Here is a 15,509-nt window from a genome sequence, read left to right as displayed (position 1 = left end):
ATGCATGACTGAACAGCCGGAACCCGCAGACATCACGCCGCTGAACGACCTTGAAGAGAAGCTGGCCCGGGGCGGCCAGCCGGACGCAGACCCGGTGGACGTGATCCTCTCGTTCCTCAACAACGAGGTCTACATCATCAGTTCCGACGCGCTCGAGGGCGAGGACTCGCAGGTTGAGCCGCTGGTGCTGGGCAACGCGGACGGCCAGCCGGTTCTTGCCGTGTTCTCGCACCCCAGCCGGGTGGACACGCAGTACCTGGAGGCCGCGCCGAACGTGCTGGGCACCCAGGGCGCTGCGATCATCGCCAACATCGGCGATGAGCTGGGCATGGTCATCAACCCGGGCGCGGCCTACGGCTTTGAGATCAACCCCGAGGGCATCGCCAACATCAAGCGCGATTTCAAGCGCGCCGATGAAGTGGACCCCAACCCCGCCGGACTCGAGGGCGAGTAACCCCGCGGCCGTCCGCAAACTAATGCCCGCAATGTAAGCGACGGGTTTCGTCCGCTGCGCCGGCGGGGGGAATAATGGCAGGATGCGGCTTGGCGTCCTCGACATCGGTTCAAACACTGTCCACCTCCTGCTGGTGGATGCCCACCCCGGCGCACGGCCTGTGCCCTTCGCCTCCCACAAGCGCCCCCTCTCACTGGTGCAGTACCTGGACGAGGACGGCAACATCACCGACGCCGGCCAGCACGAGCTCACGGAATTCGTGCTTGAGGCCTGGGAGTTCGCGGCGCGGCACAAGGCCGACGACCTGCTGGCCTTCTGTACGTCAGCCATTCGCGAGGCCACCAACGGTCCCGCGGTGCTCGCCCGGGTAAAGCACGAAACCACCGTCACGCTGCAGGAGCTCACGGGCAGCGAGGAAGCGTCCATGACGTTCTTCGCCGTCCGCCGCTGGTACGGCTGGGGCGCCGGCACCATCCTGAACTTCGACATCGGCGGCGGGTCCTTCGAAATGGCGCTGGGGCAGGACGAACTGCCGGAGCTTGCCACTTCCGTGCCGCTGGGTGCGAGCCGGCTGACCCGCGACTGGCTGCACGAGGATCCGCCCTCCGCGAAGAGCGTCAAGGAACTGCGCCGCTACATTCGGACCACCCTCAAGCCGGTGGTCCGCAGCTTCAACGAGGTGGGCAGGGCGAACGTCCTGGCCGGCACCTCCAAGACCTTCCGCTCCCTGGCACGGATTGCCGGGGCAGCACCCAGCGCCGCGGGCCCGTACGTGAAGCGCGACCTGAACCGCGCCGATCTCGGCATCTGGGCACAGCGCATCTCTGCCATGAAGTCCGAGGACAGGCTGCACCTGCCGGGCGTCTCTGAGGCGCGTGCCAACCAGCTCCTCGCCGGTGCATTGGTGGCTGAAGCGGCACTGGAGCTCTTTGAGTACAAGAAAATCAAGATCTGCCCGTGGGCGCTGCGCGAGGGCCTCATCCTCAGGCGGCTCGACCAGCTGGTCTTCGACGGTCCGCTGGAGCCGGCGCCGCACGTGGGCGTCCCGCAGGTCTCGGCCCTGCCGGCGATCTAGGACTAGTCCGCGGACCGCGGTGGCCTCTCGGGCCCGGGCCTTGAACGGGCAGGCGCCCGGCCGGTCTTCTAAACGGGTAAGCCCCGGCCGGTCTTTAAACGAGTAAGCGCCGGCCGGTTACGCAGAAGAAGCTGGGGGGAACACTCCTGCAACCGACCGGCGCCACGCCGGCCCCGAAGGACCGGCTCCATCACTCGCACCTGTGAGGCGTTTACGACTCTAGTGGGGAAGTATGGGTGTTCTGGGGGATTTACCTGAAAACCGGCTGGGAATCCGTCGGCAACCGGCCGGAAGCTTATAAGCAAAGACACCGACGGCCTGCTGCAGAAAAAATGGGCAAAACCACTGCAGACCGTCGGTGCCTGACAAGCATCCCCATGCTTGCTTCATCACTCGCACCCTCAATGAGGTAATACCTAAGTTAGGGGCCGAAGGTGTGTGGATGCTTCGAGCAACATGTGAGCTTCCTGTGAATGGCAACGATCTGCATCCGAAGCCATGAACTGCAATGATGGAGCAATGAGCAACCGAATCGCATTCCTTGGCTGTGGATCAATGAACGAGGCCATCCTGGGCGGCCTGCTGGAGGGCGGGACGAATCCCACGGAGGTGGTGGCCACCGTCCGCCGCGCGGAGCGGGCAGCGGAGCTGGCTGAACGGTACGCCGGCATCATGGCCATCGCCGGCAGCGAAGAACCCGACAACAACAAGCAGGCGGCGAAGGGCGCTGGCGTCGTGATTCTCGGCGTGAAGCCCGTGGGCATTGCCGAGTTGGCCCGGGAAATCAGTGGCTCCCTGTCTCCGGATGCGATCGTTATCAGCGTTGCAGCCGCCGTCTCCATCGCCCAGCTCGAAGCGGCACTGCCCCCGGGGCAGCCGGTGATCCGGACGATGCCCAACACCCCGGCGAAGCTGGGCCGCGGCGTGGTCTCGGTGTCTGCCGGCACCAACTGCTCGCCCGAGCAGCTCCAGCGGGCGAAAGACATCCTCGGCGCGGTGGGGACCGTCGTCGAAATTCCCGAGGAGCAGGTGGACGCCCTGGGCGCCATCAGCGGATCCGGTCCGGCCTACGCGTTCTACCTGGCCGAGGCGATGGCCGCGGCTGGCGTCGAACTCGGCCTGGACGAGGAGCTGGCGCTCCTGCTGGCACGCGAAACCGTCGCCGGGGCAGGTCTCATGCTTGCGGAACCGGGTGCGGAACCCTCCGCACTGCGCAAAGCCGTGACCAGTCCCAACGGCACCACCGAACGCGCCATCGCCACGTTCGATGACCGCGGCATGCCGGCCATCATCGCCGCGGGCGCCCGCGCCGCAGCCGACCGCGCCGCCGAGATCACCAAGCAGCTCGGCTAGGCACGCCCCTGCCTCCCCTCGGGGATTGGAGTTTTTGTACAGATACCGCGGGTGAAAGCCCCCTTTTTGGGCACGGTATCTGTACAAAATCTCCCGTTACGGCCGGGCGGCGAACCGCTCCAGCAGGTCCACGTGCCCGGAGACGATGAGCATGTCGCGGGCGGACACCTTGGTTTCCGGCCGGGCGTAGGTGAAGTCCTCGCCCGGGGATTTCACGCCCACGATCGTCACGCCGTACTTGGACCGCACCTTGGACTCGTCCAGCGTGAAACCAACCGTTTCACGTGGCGGATACATCTTCACGATCGCGAAATCGTCGTCGAACTCGATGAAGTCCAGCATGCGCCCGGAGACCAGGTGCGCGGCCCGGACGCCGGCGTCGGCCTCGGGGTAGATGACGTGGTTGGCGCCGATGCGGGTGAGGATCTTGCCGTGGGACGGCGTAATGGCCTTGACCCACAGGTGCTCGATGCCGAGGTCCACGAGATTCACGGTGATGAGCACCGAGGACTCAATGGACGTGCCCACCCCCACCACGGCTGAACTGAACTCCTGCGCGCCCAGCTGGCGCAGCGCGTCGATATTGGTGGCGTCGGCTTCCACCACGTGGGTCAGGACGGGTGACCACTTCTGGACCAGCGACCTGTCGCGCTCGATGGCCAGCACCTCGCGGCCCTGCTTCACCAGCTGCTCAGCGGTGGAGGAACCGAAGCGGCCCAGCCCGATCACCAGGACCGGCGCGTTGTGGGCGGGGCGGTTGGGGGCGCCTGACGAATTAGCCAATGATGGGCCTCTCTTCCGGGTAGTGGTACAGCTGGCTGCGCTGGCGCAGGGCCAGGGCAGCGGCAAGCGTGACGGTGCCGACGCGGCCGGCGAACATCAGGGCGGACAGCACATAGACACCCTCCGGCGGCAGCTCGGCGCTGAGGTTTGTGCTCAGGCCGACGGTGGCGAAGGCTGAAATGGTCTCGAACAGCACCCGGTCCAGGGAGGCGCCGCTGATGTGCAGGAGCAGGAAGGCCGAGGCGGACACCAGCGTGGCGCCGGCGACGATCACCGAGATGGCCACGCGCATGGTGCCTTCCGGGATGGTGCGGCCGTAGACCTTGACGTCCGCGTCACCGCGGGCCTCGGCGATGATGGCCAGGAACATGACGGCGATCGTGGTGACCTTGATGCCGCCTGCCGTTGAGGCCGAGCCGCCGCCGGCGAACATCAGGGCGTCCGTGAGCAGCATGGTGGTGGATTCCATCTGGTTCTGGTCCACCAGGTTGAAGCCGCCGGAGCGGGTCATGACTGAGGCGAACAGCGAGTGCGTGATCTTGTCCCCGAGGTTCATGCTGCCGATGGTCCGGGCGTTGTCCCACTCCATGAGCGCCCACAGCACCGTTCCGGCTGCGAGCAGGATGAACGAGACCTGGATGGTGAGCTTCGTGTGCAGGTTCCACTTTTTCCAGTTGAGCCCGTTTTGCTGCAGGACCATGACGACGGGGAAACCGAGGCTGCCAAGGAACACACCGAGCATGAGCGGAATGAGGATCCACAGGTCTGTTTCGTAGGGGACAATGCCGTCCGAGTGCGGGGTGAAGCCGGCGTTGTTGAAGGACGAGATCGAGTAGAAGACGCCGTGCCAGACAGACTGCCAGAACGGCTCGCCGAGGACCATGAAGCGCGGGATCAGGGCGATTGCGAGGGCGGCCTCGATCACCACGGAGGTGGTGATGACGATCCGCAGCAGCGTACCCACTTCACCGAGCCGGCCCGCGTTGTTCATGGCTTCCTGGGCGATGAGCTTGCCCCTGACGCCCAGCTTCTTGCTCACCATGAGGGCCAGCAGGGAAGCCAGCGTCAGCGTGCCGAGGCCGCCGACGAAAATGCCGATCAGGATGATCAGCTGTCCGAAGAAGGACCAGTGCACGGCGGTGGACACCACGGTCAGGCCCGTCACGCAGACGGCCGAAACCGCGGTGAAGAGGGCCTGGTGGAGCGGTGTGAAGTCGCCGGTTGCCGAGGATGCCGGCAGCGACAGCAGGGTGGTGAAGAGGACGATGACCACCACGAAGGCGCTCAGGGCAAGGCGGGCCGGCGAGGTGTTGGCAATGTCGTCGATGAAGTCACGGATGCCCGTGAATATCCACAGGCCCTCACGCTCCGGCGTTGCGGGCTGCCAGCTGGCCGGGCTCTTGGACCTCGACTGGCTTTGGGTCATGTGCGGCTGTTCCTCGATTGACTCTGCTTCCTCCAGTAGTAAACCACTAAACCCCGCGCCGTGGCCGGGTCTGGGAGCGGACGGGGCTCCGGTAGCCTGTCAGTAATGACACTCCAGCCCGGACTCAGCCTCCCCGCACTGCCAACGACGGTGGTGTGGGACGCCGCCATGACGGCCTACAACTTCGGCCCGGGCCACCCCATGGCGCCCGAACGCCTGGAGCTGACCGCCCGGTTGGCCGCGAGCCTGGGCCTGCTGGACCTTGCCCACGTTACGCTGTCCGCCCCGGACGTGGCCGACGACGGTGAGCTCACCACCGTGCACAGCCCCGACTTCGTGGCAGCGGTGCGCCGGGCCAGCGACAACCCCGCAGCCGCGGACCAGTCCTACGGGCTGGGTACCGAGGATGATCCCGCCTTTGCCGGGATGCACGAGGCCGCGGCGCGCTTGGCCGGCGGCTCCCTCCTTGCGGCCACCTCGATCCTGGACGGTTCGGCGGTCCGGGCCGTGAACTTCGGCGGCGGGCTGCACCACGCGTCCCGGGACCGCGCCAGCGGCTTTTGCGTCTACAACGATGCCGCCCTGGCGGTCCGGAAACTGCTCGACGGCGGCGTGCAGCGCGTGGCATATATCGACGTCGATGCCCACCACGGGGACGGGACGCAAAGCATCTTCTGGGACGACGCCCGCGTCCTCACCATTTCGCTGCACGAAACCGGCATGTCCCTGTTCCCCGGCACAGGTTTCGCCAATGAGATCGGCGGCCCCGAGGCCCGGGGCAGCGCCGTCAATGTGGCTCTGCCTGCGGGAACGGGAGACGCCGGCTGGCTGCGGGCCTTCCACGCCGTAGTCCCGCAGCTGGTGGGCGCCTTCGCGCCCGAGGTCATCGTCAGCCAGCACGGCTGCGACTCGCACCGGCTCGATCCCCTGACACATCTCAACGTCAGCGTGGACGGACAGCGAGAGGCCGCCACCGCCGTCGCAAGCCTCGCCGCCCGGTACTGCGGAAACCGCTGGATCGCCACGGGCGGCGGCGGGTACCACATCACGGGCGTCGTGCCGCGGACCTGGAGCCACCTGATCGGCATCGCAGCAAACCGCCCGGTGCCGCTGCGCACCCCCGTGCCGGAGGCGTGGCGGACGTACGTGCAGGAGCGCTACGGAGTGGACACCCCCGAGAGCATGGGCGACGACGCCGACGTCTGGTGGCGCTCCTGGGAGGTGGGTTTCGATCCCAACGACGACATCGACCGCACCGTGATGGCCACGCGCAAGGAAGTCTTCCCGCTGTACGGCCTGGACCCCTGGTTCGACTAGCCCCTGGTTCGACTAGTCCCGCTGGTTCGCCCAGTCCGGTCCCTTCACGGGGACAGCCACCGGCGAAATAGTAGATGCCATTCGGCGTATATGTCGCTAGGGTGGGTCACATGGTGACAGACGACGTATTTGCCGTCATTGCTGAGGCAACGCGGCGCGACATTCTCGTGTCCCTCCAGGCGGGGGACAAAGCGGTGGGGGAGCTGGTCGAGGAACTCGCCGCCAGCCAGCCCACCATCTCCAAGCACCTCAAAGTGCTGCGTGAAGCCGACCTGGTCAGCATGCGCGCGCAGGGCCAGAAGCGCTACTACGCGCTCAATCCCAAGCCGCTGGCCGGCGTCGCCAGCTGGCTGGAGACGTTCGACGTCGGACGCGCCGCTGCCGCCGCGGCGTCACCGGACGCCGCAACCCCGCAGGCCGAGGAAGCGCTGCCAGGTACAGACCGTCCCGCCGCCGCGGCAACCGCCGGAACGCCGGCCGGAAGTCCAGTGCCCGCCGGAACCGCGGCCGCAGCCGGCCGGGCCGCCGAGGTCCCGGACGCGTTCGCGGCAGTCGCTGCGGCACATGCCGGCAGCGCGGCGGACGACGCTACTCACACTCCCGGGCGACCGGCCAGCGGCCAGCTGAGTCCCGCCGTCGTGGTTCCCGGCGGCCAGGTGCCCGGCAGCGCCGGCCAGGACGACACCGTCCCGCAGCAGATCGGCCGCACCGTTGGCCGTGCCGCGACGAAGGCTGCGGACCTGCTGGCGAACCTGCCCAAGTTCGGCCGCAAAAAGTAACCCAACCAGGTAGCAGTTGAGGGCGTTCTGAACGCTCAGAACGCCCTCAACTGCTACCCAGATGGGCGGGAGGCAGCTACTTGCCCAGCAGCCGCACGTGATCCGGGGTCAGCTCGGAGATCCTGCTGACGCCGAGGAGCGCCATGGTGCGGGCCATGTCCTTTTCGAGGATCTGCAGGACGCGGTCGACGCCCGCCCGGCCGCCAGCCATGAGCCCGTACAGGTAGGCGCGGCCGATGAGCGTGAAGTCGGCGCCGAGAGCGAGGGCGGCGACGATGTCCGCTCCGCTCATGATGCCCGTGTCCAGCATGATCGCGGCGTTGCTGTTGTCTGCCTTGAGCGCCTTGGAGACGTCCGGGAGCAGGTGGAAGGGGATGGGTGCGCGGTCCAGCTGGCGGCCGCCGTGGTTGGAGAGCACGATGCCGTCGGCGCCGTGGTCCACCACCTTGCGGGCGTCGTCCACGGTCTGGATGCCCTTGACCACGAGCTTGCCCTTCCAGGTTTCGCGCAGCCAGTCCAGGTCCTCGAAGGTGAGGGTCGGGTCGAACATCGAGTTGATGAGGTCAGCCACCGTGCCCGTGTACCGCGAGAGCGAGGCGAAGGTGAGCGGCTCGTGGGTGAGGAAGTTGAACCACCACGCCGGGCGGTAGGACGCGTCCAGGACGGTCTTCAGCGTCAGCGCCGGCGGGATGGTCATGCCGTTGCGGACATCGCGCAGCCGGGCCCCGGCGACGGCGGTGTCCACCGTGACCATGAGGGTGTCGTTCCCGGCCTTCGCTGCGCGCTCGATGAGTTCGAGGGAGCGGTCCCGGTCCGTCCAGAGGTACAGCTGGAACCAGTTCCGGCCGTTGGGTGCCGCCGCGGCCACGTCCTCGATCGAGGCGGTGCCCATGGTGGAGAGCGTGTACGGGATGCCGGCGGCTTCGGCGGCCTGCGAGCCGGCATATTCGCCTTCGGACTGCATCATCCGCGTGAAGCCGGTGGGCGCGATGCCCACGGGAAGCCGGGAGGACTTGCCCAGAATGTCGGTGCTCAAGTCGATGCTGGACACGTTCCGCAGGATGCCCGGTCGGAACTCGATGTCCAGGAACGCCTCGCGGGCGCGCCGCAGGGTGATTTCGGCCTCCGCCGCGCCGTCGGTGTAGTCAAACGGGGCCTGGGGGGTGCGGCGCTTGGCGATGTCGCGCAGTTCCCAGACGGTGCTGGCGCGCTTGAGCCGGGCCTCCTTGCTGAACTCGGGCTTCTTGAACTGCATGAGCGGGGCGAGGTCCGAGTACTTCGGGATGCGGCGCTTCAGGGCGGCCGGAACTGCTGCAGCCGCGGCGGCGACGCCGGTGGCGGGCCGCGTGGCCGGAAGATCCGTCGCGTCCGGGGCCGGGGTGGTCTCGGGGTTGCTTGGCTGGATGGTGTGGGTCATGGCGTTCCTCCGTGGGCATGCCGGGGGATGCTGGTCAGAAGCCTCCCCGCTGTGGTCTAACCACACTCTAGGGCATGTGGTCCAACCACATCAAGTACCATGGGCTCATGCGTACGCACCAACTTGTCCTGCGGTGGATCGAGGACCAGCTCTCCGGCGGCCAGCTCGCCGTCGGCGGCCGCCTCCCGGCCGAGCGGACCCTGGCCGAGCAGCTCGGCGTCTCCCGCACCTCCGTCCGCGAGGCCATCCGGGTCCTCGAAGCCATGGGTGTGGTCCGGGCCGGCGTGGGGTCCGGCCCCGAGGCCGGGACAGTGGTGATTTCGGACCCGACGGCGGCGCTCGGCTCCGCGCTACGGCTGCACGTGGCCACGCAGCACCTGCCGGTGGAGGACGTGGTGGAAACGCGCGTGCTGCTCGAGTCGTGGGCGGCCGCCCGGGCCAGGCCGGATGCCCCCGAACTCGACCTCGCCGGTGCCCTGCTCGACGACATGGACGGCGGCCACACCGTCGATGACTTCCTGGCCCTGGACGTCCGCTTCCACCTGGCCCTGGCGGACGCCGCCGGCAACGCCGTGGTCAGCGCCATGATGGGCTCCCTGCGGGAGGCCATCCAGGGCTACGCGGGGCAGCTGACTGCGAACCTGCCGGACTGGGACGCCACGGCGTCGCGGCTCCGGGCGGAGCACCGGGAGATTCTGGCGGCCATCCGGAAGGACGACGGCGGCCGGGCGGCTGAGCTCGTTGCCGCCCACATCAGGGGGTACTACAAAGAAGCCGGGCTGGGCCCGAAGGATTCGGACCCAGCCCGGACGTAGCTCAATTTCGGGGCGAGTGTTTGTACAGATAATGGCCCCAAACAGGGGGTTTAACCCGCGATATCTGTACACAAACTCCAAGGGGGTTAGCGGACCTCGACCTCCAGCGCCTGGAAGTCGTCCGCCGCGTGCCGGCCAACCAGCAGGCGGAACGGGCCGCGCTCAACCTGCCAGCCGCCGTCGTAATGGCCAAACGCGCGGGCCGGGATCCTCACCTCAACCGTGCCCGTACCGCCCGCCGCAAGATGTGTCCCGGCGTATCCGGCCAGCCAGCGGACGGGCCGCTCCACCGCCGAATCCTCGCGGGACAGGTACACCTGGACCACTTCGCGGCCGGTGCGCTTGCCGGTGTTCCGGACGGGGACGTGCACCGTGATGTCCTGGCCTGCCGATACGGACTGCGGCGCGTGGGCAGTGCCGAGCTCGAACGTCGTGTAGCCAAGGCCGAAGCCAAACGGCAGCAGCGGAGCGGCGCCGCCCGCCGCCTGCTGCCTGAGCCAGGCGCGGTAGCCCACGTGGATGCCCTCGCTGTAGACCACCCTGCCGTCAACAGGCGTGGTGTTCAGCACCGGAACGTCCTCGAGCGCGGCCGGCCAGGTGGTGGGAAGCCGGCCGCCTGGCTCCTCCTTTCCGAGCAGGATGTCCGCCACCGCGGTGCCGAACTCCTGCCCGCCGAACCAGCCCAGCAGGACCGCGCCGACCCTGTCCAGCCACGGCATCAGCACCGGCGACCCGGAGTTGACCACCACGACCGTGCGCGGATTGACGGCGGCCACAGCCTCCACAAGCTCGTTCTGGTGGCCGGGGAGGTCAAGGTCCTTGCGGTCGAAGCCCTCGGATTCGATGGCGGCGTTGGTGCCCACCACGACAACGGCGACGTCCGCCGTCCGCGCCGCGTCAACCGCGGCCCGGATCTCGGCTTGGGGATCGGCGACGGTGGCCTCCTCGCCAAGAAGGATGGCCGTCAGCGGAATCTCCTGCTGCTGCGGCAGCCGGTACAGGGCGTCGATGGCGAACCGCTGGCCGGCGGTGGCCTCGAAGGCGCGAGTGGTCTGGGGCGGATCGAACAGTGCGGCGCCCAGGACATTGGTGTCGTCCTCCAGCTCGCCGTTGAAGACCTCGGTGCCGTCGATGGAGAGGGCGATGTGGCCCACCGTTCCCACGCCGAGGTGGCGGACGCCCGCGGTTTCCGCTGTCCACTCGGTCTGCATGCGGATGGCCGCCGTGCCCTCCGGAATGCCGACGCCGAACCAGATCAGGTGCGAGGCCAGCCGGTCCTCACCCGAGATCTCCGTTCCGTCGGCAGCCAGGAAGGTGACGCGCATGCCGGGCACGCCGCTGACCGGGTTGTGCAGGGCCCTGCGGGCGAACGGCTGCAGCCCCTCGGCCACCTTGGCGCCACGGGCGTAGGTGACGGTGACGTCGTCGGGCAGTGCCTTGCGCAGGCCCTCCAGCGGCGAGACGTTGTACTTGGGCATGACGGTGGCGCTGCCGCCGCCCTGCGTGCGTGCTTCCTCCGCGTTGTGGCCGATGACGGCAACGCTGCAGAGTGCCTTGGCGTCGAGCGGGAGCAGGCCGCCCTCGTTGCGGACCAGCACGGCGCCGCGGACTGCCACCTCGCGGGCCACCTGCGCGCCGTCGAGGTCCGCGGGGAAGGCGGGGACCGCGGCCTCGAACCCCGCGAGTGAACCGACCCGGGCGGCGAGGCGCAGGATGCGGATGACCTTTTCCAAGATGGCGGACCGGCTGACGCGGCCGTCCTCGACGGCGGCGAGCAGCTTGGCACCCCAGTGGCCCACCGGGCCGGGCATCTCCAGGTCCTGGTGGGCGTTGGCGGCATCCACGGAACGGACGCCGGTCCAGTCCGACACCACGACGCCGTCGAAGCCCCACTCGGTGGACAGCGGGGTTTCCAGGAGCTCGTTCTCGCTGGCGGTGGTGCCGTTGATGGAGTTGTAGGAGCTCATGACCAGCCAGGCGCGGGCCTCGGTGATGGCGTCCTCGAACGCGGCGAGGTAGAGCTCGCGCAGGGGCCGTTCGTCCACGACGGAATCGGAGATGAAGCGGTCGGTCTCCGCCTCGTTGGCGAGGTAGTGCTTCGGCGTGGCCCCCACGCCCATGGACTGCACGCCGGAGACGTAACCGGCGGCGATAGTGGCGGTGAGGCGCGGGTCCTCGCTCATGCATTCGAAGTGGCGGCCGCCCAGCGGTGAGCGGTGCAGGTTGATGGTGGGGCCGAGCACGGCGTGGACGCCCTTGCGGCGCGCCTCCTGGCCCAGAACCTGGCCGTAGCGGCGGGCGATGTCCACGCTCCAGGTGGCGGACAGGGCGGACGACGACGGCAGGGAGACTGAGTCGTGCCGCTCGTCGAAGTCTTCGCCGCGGACGCCGGCCGGACCGTCGGACAGCACGATGCGGCTCAGTCCGATTTCCGGCAGGGCGTGGGTGGACCAGACATCAGCGCCGGTCAGCAAGGTGACCTGCTGTTCGAGGCCCAGGCTTGCGGCCAGTTCGCGCAGGCGGGCCTCAGCATCAGCCGGCAGCAGCCCGGTGTTACCCGCTTCCGCCGGGGCGGTCTTCTGTGCGGACAAGGTGGGGTTCATTTACTTGACTCCTTTGATGCGGGTGACGAGGACGGCGCCGATGATTCCGACGGCTGCCCCGCCGAGGAAGAGGGCCGGGTAGCCGCCGAGGGCGATGACGGGGAAAGCGACGGCGGGCACAAGGGACTGGGGGAGTGCCTGGGCGATGTTGAAGACGCCGAAGGTTTTGGCGTTCTCGGCCTGGCTGCTGGGCAGGAGGTCGGCGATGAGGGCGACGTCCACGGCGCTGAAGCAGCCGAGTCCCAGTCCCAGAATGGCCTGGCCCACGAGGACCTGTCCGGTGTTGGAGCTGGTTGCTATGACAATCAGGCCGCCCATCATGATCAGTGCGGAGACAATGACCATGCCCTTGCGCTTGCCGATCCGGTCGCTGATCCAGCCGCCCGCGATGCTGGTGACCACGGTTCCGGCGGAGCTGACCAGGGTGGCCTGGAAGACCAACGTGGTGACCTGGGTTTCCGCGACATGGAGGTGATCGGCGAAGAAGTACGGCAGGTAGAGCAGTCCGGCGCAGTAGCCGACGTACACCATGAATTTAGTCAGCCAGGCCCAGCCAAGTCCTGGGTAGAGGCGGGGGTCGAAGTAGAAGGAGCCAAGAATCTCTTTGAGGTTCAGTGGCGCTGGCTTCGCGGTCAGGACACGGTCCTTGAACGTGAAGGCGAAGGCGATCGCCACGAGTGTTCCCACGACGCCCGGGACGACTGCCATCTGCAGTGCATTGTCGAACATCTGGGCGAAGAAGGCGCCGGCGACGAGTCCGATGGGCAATGTCATGCCGATCAGCCCGGACAGGCGGCCGCGTTCGGCAGGGGCGGCCTGGTCGGGGAGCGTCGCCACGAGGGCAGCCAGGGCGGCGTTGAAGCCGAGTTGGGCGACCACCCAGGCAACCAGCACGGTGCCGACGTTGGTCCCCGATCCCAGCAGGAAGAGCGATGCCAGCCCGACCAGGGAGCCGCCGACGATCCACGGCTTCCGCATGCCGAAGCGGGACGTGGTGCGGTCACTCAGGCGCCCGAAGAACGGGTTGGCTAGCAGTGCGATGACGGCCCCGACGCCGGCCACCAGGCTCAGCGCTCCGGCCCGGGTGTCCGGGGTGGTGATCTCGGAGACCTTGATGGCGAGGACGACGAGGGCCGGTGCGAGCACGGCCATCCACAGGCCGGCGCTGGCGATGGGCATGCCGATGACGTAGGCCCGCGGCGCCTTGACGGGCAGTCCCGCGGTTGTGGAAAGCGCGGACGGAGCCGCGGTCTCCTGGGATAGGGATTCGATGGCCACACTGCCTCCTGACGAAAAGTGACCCACCGTTGGGTCTCCGGAGAAAGCGTAGCGTTGAAAACCTAGTGTGAATAGGTTTTGGACTAAATTGACCCGGCTCCCAGTGGGCCGGGGCGGTGAAATAAACTGGCGAAATGTCTCCCTCCAAGCCCCGCGGGCAGTACGCGAAAGGCGCCGAACGCCGCGAGCAGATCATTCAGACCGCCACCGATGTCTTTGCCACCGAAGGGTTCGAGGGCACGGCCCTCAAGCGCGTGGCCGAGCTTGTGGGCGTCAAGGAGGCGACGCTCTTCCACTACTTCAGCGGCAAGCAGGAACTGCTGACGGCGGTGCTGGCCGAGCGCGACCGGCGCAGCCGGGACGTCGGCGGGCTGGCCGAGTTCGGGCTGCCCAACCTGGCGTCCGTGGCGGAGCGGAACGAGAAGGAGCCAGGCTTGACCACGCTCTACGCCGTCGCGTCGGCGACGGCCAATGATCCCGGGCACGCCTCCCACGGCTACTTCCAGGACAGGTACTCCCAACTGGTGGAGGAGCTGGCGCTCGACATCGGCCGGCGCCAGGACGCGGGGGAGGTCCGGTCCGACGTCGCTGCGGAGTCACTCGCCAGACTGGTCATTGCCGCGTTCGACGGCCTCCAGCTGCAGTGGCTGTACGACAAGAGGGTGGACATGGCCGCCGGGCTGACGGAGCTCGTCGACGTGCTCCTGGTTCCGGCGAAGTCCTAACCCCGGCGGCACCCCTGAGCTTGGCCGTCAAAGAGCGCCCGGGGTGGGGAATTTTGGTCCACTTGTCACGACTTCGGGGGCGTTTGGCGGCCATGATCTGTACACCGGACCAAGGGCCAAGGACCCAAGGGCAACGGCAGGGCTAGGTGCCGGCGGGGCCCGTGCTTCCCCGGATCTCCAGGCGCGGCTGGAAGGTGGTCTCCTCGTCGGGGGCCTCGGCGTTGCGGATCAGGGCCCGCAGGCTGCGCCAGGCGCGTTCGCCTAATTCCGTGATCGGGACCGCGGCGGTGGTGAGCGGCGGTGTGGTGTACCGGGCGAAGGGGATGTCGTCGAAGCCCGTGAGGGAAATGTCCTCGGGAACGCGGACGCCGCGTTCGTGCAGTCCGCTGAGCAGCCCCATGGCAACGAGGTCGTTGAACGCGAGGACGCCGGTGGCCCCGCTGGCCAGCACGTCGTCCACCGCTTCATGGCCGGTTTCGAAGCTGGAACCGCCCTCGAGCATCCGGAGTTCGACGCCGGGATGTGCGGCCCGGACTTTGTCCAGCCCTGCCATGCGTGCCCCGTTGGAGGCGCTTCGGGCGGGGCCGGCCAGGAATGCGATGCTGGTATGCCCCAGGCCCACCAGATGTTCCGCGAGCTCCTGCACGCCCTGGCTGTAGTCCACCGAAGTGGTGGGCGACGCCGGTCTTCCGGCGGCAATCGGGCTCAACAACGCCATCGGGCAGCTTGGGGCCATGGCCGGGCCCGCGCTGGGCGGACTCGTGATCGCCAGGGCCGGATCCGCGGCCGCCTTCGCCGCCAACGCCGTGCTCTGCCTGGCGGTGCTGGCCATGGTCGCCGCCATCCGGCCGGGGGAACTCCATCGGGCCACGCCGGCGGTCCGCGGCCGTGGCCAGGTGCTGGCCGCCTTCCGCTATGTGCGCGACCGCCCGCGGCTGCTCCTGGTCATGCTGCTCGCTGGGCTCCTCGGGGCATTCGGAATGAACGGTCCGGTGGTGCTGGCGGCGTTTGCCAGCTCGGTGTGGCACAGCGGCGCGGCCGGGTTCGGCCTGTTCAACACCCTGTGCGCCGTGGGTGCCCTTGCCGGCGCCCTTCTGGCCTCCCGGCTGCAGCGGTCAGGCCGGAAGGGGATCGTGGCCAGCGCCGGGCTCTTTGGGCTCGCACAGCTCATCGCCGCCGTCATGCCCAGCCAGGAGCTGTTCATGGCGATGCTGGTGGTGGTCGGTTTCACGACCCTGCTGTTCCTCACCAGCGCCGCCACCGCCGTGCAGCTGGAGGCCGGGGCAGGGGTCCGGGGCCGGGTCATGGCCCTGTACCTGCCGCTCCTGCTGGGCGGCCACGCGCTCGGCGGGCTGTTGGCCGGCTGGCTGACGGAGTGGCTCGGCGTCCGGGCGGGGCTGGTGGTGACCGGCGGGCTGGAGATCCTTTCCGCCGTCGTCATCGCGGGCCTGCTGTCGCTCCACGGCCGCCGCGCGGCTGCTTAA

The 15,509-nt window shown here is 68.3% G+C and carries 12 protein-coding genes and 2 pseudogenes; 8 read left to right on the top strand and 6 right to left on the bottom strand.

Annotated elements, in window-relative coordinates:
- The first annotated feature begins 4 nt into the window (after positions 1-4).
- The 3 genes from ABRP34_RS09845 (at position 5) to proC (ending at position 2,882) form a co-directional block, all read left to right on the top strand.
- Positions 5-454 carry an SseB family protein gene (locus ABRP34_RS09845; RefSeq protein WP_003797808.1) on the top strand — a complete coding sequence of 150 codons (450 nt, stop codon included), beginning with the start codon at positions 5-7 and terminating at the stop codon, positions 452-454.
- A gap of 82 nt (positions 455-536) precedes the next feature.
- On the top strand, positions 537-1,529 hold the full coding sequence (locus ABRP34_RS09840; RefSeq protein WP_003797807.1) for a Ppx/GppA phosphatase family protein: 993 nt from the start codon (positions 537-539) through the stop codon (positions 1,527-1,529).
- A gap of 519 nt (positions 1,530-2,048) precedes the next feature.
- A complete protein-coding gene (gene proC, locus ABRP34_RS09835) occupies positions 2,049-2,882 on the top strand; it encodes a pyrroline-5-carboxylate reductase (protein ID WP_003797806.1) in 834 nt (277 codons plus the stop codon).
- 96 nt (positions 2,883-2,978) lie between these two features.
- On the opposite strand, the gene ABRP34_RS09830 is transcribed toward proC, so the two are convergent.
- The gene (locus ABRP34_RS09830; RefSeq protein ID WP_003797805.1) at positions 2,979-3,665 is read right to left on the bottom strand and encodes a TrkA family potassium uptake protein; all 687 of its coding nucleotides are present in this window, start codon (positions 3,663-3,665) and stop codon (positions 2,979-2,981) included.
- Entirely contained in the window at positions 3,658-5,091 is a 1,434-nt protein-coding gene (locus ABRP34_RS09825; protein WP_003797804.1) for a potassium transporter TrkG, read from the bottom strand. The genes ABRP34_RS09830 and ABRP34_RS09825 overlap by 8 nt, the downstream gene beginning before the upstream one ends.
- 105 nt (positions 5,092-5,196) lie before the next feature.
- Between ABRP34_RS09825 and ABRP34_RS09820 the strand changes: the two genes are divergently transcribed.
- Together ABRP34_RS09820 and ABRP34_RS09815 are read left to right on the top strand one after the other, a co-directional pair.
- Complete coding sequence (locus ABRP34_RS09820) at positions 5,197-6,408, top strand: acetoin utilization protein AcuC (protein ID WP_353713082.1); 1,212 nt, start codon at positions 5,197-5,199, stop codon at positions 6,406-6,408.
- 110 nt (positions 6,409-6,518) lie between these two features.
- The gene (locus ABRP34_RS09815) at positions 6,519-7,187 is read left to right on the top strand and encodes a metalloregulator ArsR/SmtB family transcription factor (protein ID WP_353713081.1); all 669 of its coding nucleotides are present in this window, start codon (positions 6,519-6,521) and stop codon (positions 7,185-7,187) included.
- 76 nt (positions 7,188-7,263) lie between these two features.
- Here ABRP34_RS09815 and ABRP34_RS09810 read toward each other — a convergent pair whose 3' ends face one another.
- Positions 7,264-8,604 carry an alpha-hydroxy acid oxidase gene (locus ABRP34_RS09810; protein WP_353713080.1) on the bottom strand — a complete coding sequence of 447 codons (1,341 nt, stop codon included), beginning with the start codon at positions 8,602-8,604 and terminating at the stop codon, positions 7,264-7,266.
- A 107-nt stretch (positions 8,605-8,711) separates the two neighbouring features.
- Between ABRP34_RS09810 and ABRP34_RS09805 the strand changes: the two genes are divergently transcribed.
- Positions 8,712-9,419 (top strand): FCD domain-containing protein, encoded by a 708-nt coding sequence (locus tag ABRP34_RS09805; RefSeq protein ID WP_043417611.1) that lies wholly within the window; start codon positions 8,712-8,714, stop codon positions 9,417-9,419.
- 86 nt (positions 9,420-9,505) lie between these two features.
- Here the strand turns inward: ABRP34_RS09805 and ABRP34_RS09800 are convergent, their stop codons facing one another.
- Both ABRP34_RS09800 and ABRP34_RS09795 read right to left on the bottom strand, forming a co-directional pair.
- Positions 9,506-12,022, bottom strand: coding sequence for a glycoside hydrolase family 3 C-terminal domain-containing protein (locus ABRP34_RS09800; RefSeq protein ID WP_353713079.1), 2,517 nt, complete (start codon positions 12,020-12,022; stop codon positions 9,506-9,508).
- A complete protein-coding gene (locus ABRP34_RS09795; RefSeq protein ID WP_353713078.1) occupies positions 12,023-13,300 on the bottom strand; it encodes an MFS transporter in 1,278 nt (425 codons plus the stop codon).
- A gap of 134 nt (positions 13,301-13,434) precedes the next feature.
- Between ABRP34_RS09795 and ABRP34_RS09790 the strand changes: the two genes are divergently transcribed.
- Positions 13,435-14,025, top strand: coding sequence for a TetR/AcrR family transcriptional regulator (locus ABRP34_RS09790; protein WP_003797797.1), 591 nt, complete (start codon positions 13,435-13,437; stop codon positions 14,023-14,025).
- Positions 14,026-14,167: 142 nt separating this feature from the next.
- On the opposite strand, the pseudogene ABRP34_RS09785 reads toward ABRP34_RS09790, so the two are convergent.
- A pseudogene (locus tag ABRP34_RS09785) lies at positions 14,168-14,701 on the bottom strand (substrate-binding domain-containing protein); the annotation flags it as partial.
- Here ABRP34_RS09785 and ABRP34_RS09780 point away from each other — a divergent pair.
- Positions 14,691-15,509 (top strand): annotated as a pseudogene (locus tag ABRP34_RS09780) (MFS transporter); the annotation flags it as partial. The pseudogenes ABRP34_RS09785 and ABRP34_RS09780 overlap by 11 nt on opposite strands.

Origin of the sequence: Arthrobacter sp. K5 (assembly GCF_040448525.1) — a bacterium.
Lineage (GTDB): Bacteria > Actinomycetota > Actinomycetes > Actinomycetales > Micrococcaceae > Arthrobacter > Arthrobacter globiformis.
The sequence above is the reverse complement of the archived record's forward strand: the minus strand, read 5'-3'. Positions and strand labels throughout refer to the sequence as shown.

What these genes read in the sequence shown, in the direction of transcription:
- ABRP34_RS09845 (WP_003797808.1), top strand. Translation starts at nt 5, where the DNA reads ATGACTGAACAGCCGGAACCCGCAGACATCACGCCGCTGAACGACCTT.
- ABRP34_RS09840 (WP_003797807.1), top strand. Translation starts at nt 537, where the DNA reads ATGCGGCTTGGCGTCCTCGACATCGGTTCAAACACTGTCCACCTCCTG.
- proC (WP_003797806.1), top strand. Translation starts at nt 2,049, where the DNA reads ATGAGCAACCGAATCGCATTCCTTGGCTGTGGATCAATGAACGAGGCC.
- ABRP34_RS09825 (WP_003797804.1), bottom strand. Translation starts at nt 5,091, where the DNA reads ATGACCCAAAGCCAGTCGAGGTCCAAGAGCCCGGCCAGCTGGCAGCCC.
- ABRP34_RS09820 (WP_353713082.1), top strand. Translation starts at nt 5,197, where the DNA reads ATGACACTCCAGCCCGGACTCAGCCTCCCCGCACTGCCAACGACGGTG.
- ABRP34_RS09815 (WP_353713081.1), top strand. Translation starts at nt 6,519, where the DNA reads ATGGTGACAGACGACGTATTTGCCGTCATTGCTGAGGCAACGCGGCGC.
- ABRP34_RS09810 (WP_353713080.1), bottom strand. Translation starts at nt 8,604, where the DNA reads ATGACCCACACCATCCAGCCAAGCAACCCCGAGACCACCCCGGCCCCG.
- ABRP34_RS09805 (WP_043417611.1), top strand. Translation starts at nt 8,712, where the DNA reads ATGCGTACGCACCAACTTGTCCTGCGGTGGATCGAGGACCAGCTCTCC.
- ABRP34_RS09800 (WP_353713079.1), bottom strand. Translation starts at nt 12,022, where the DNA reads ATGAACCCCACCTTGTCCGCACAGAAGACCGCCCCGGCGGAAGCGGGT.
- ABRP34_RS09790 (WP_003797797.1), top strand. Translation starts at nt 13,435, where the DNA reads ATGTCTCCCTCCAAGCCCCGCGGGCAGTACGCGAAAGGCGCCGAACGC.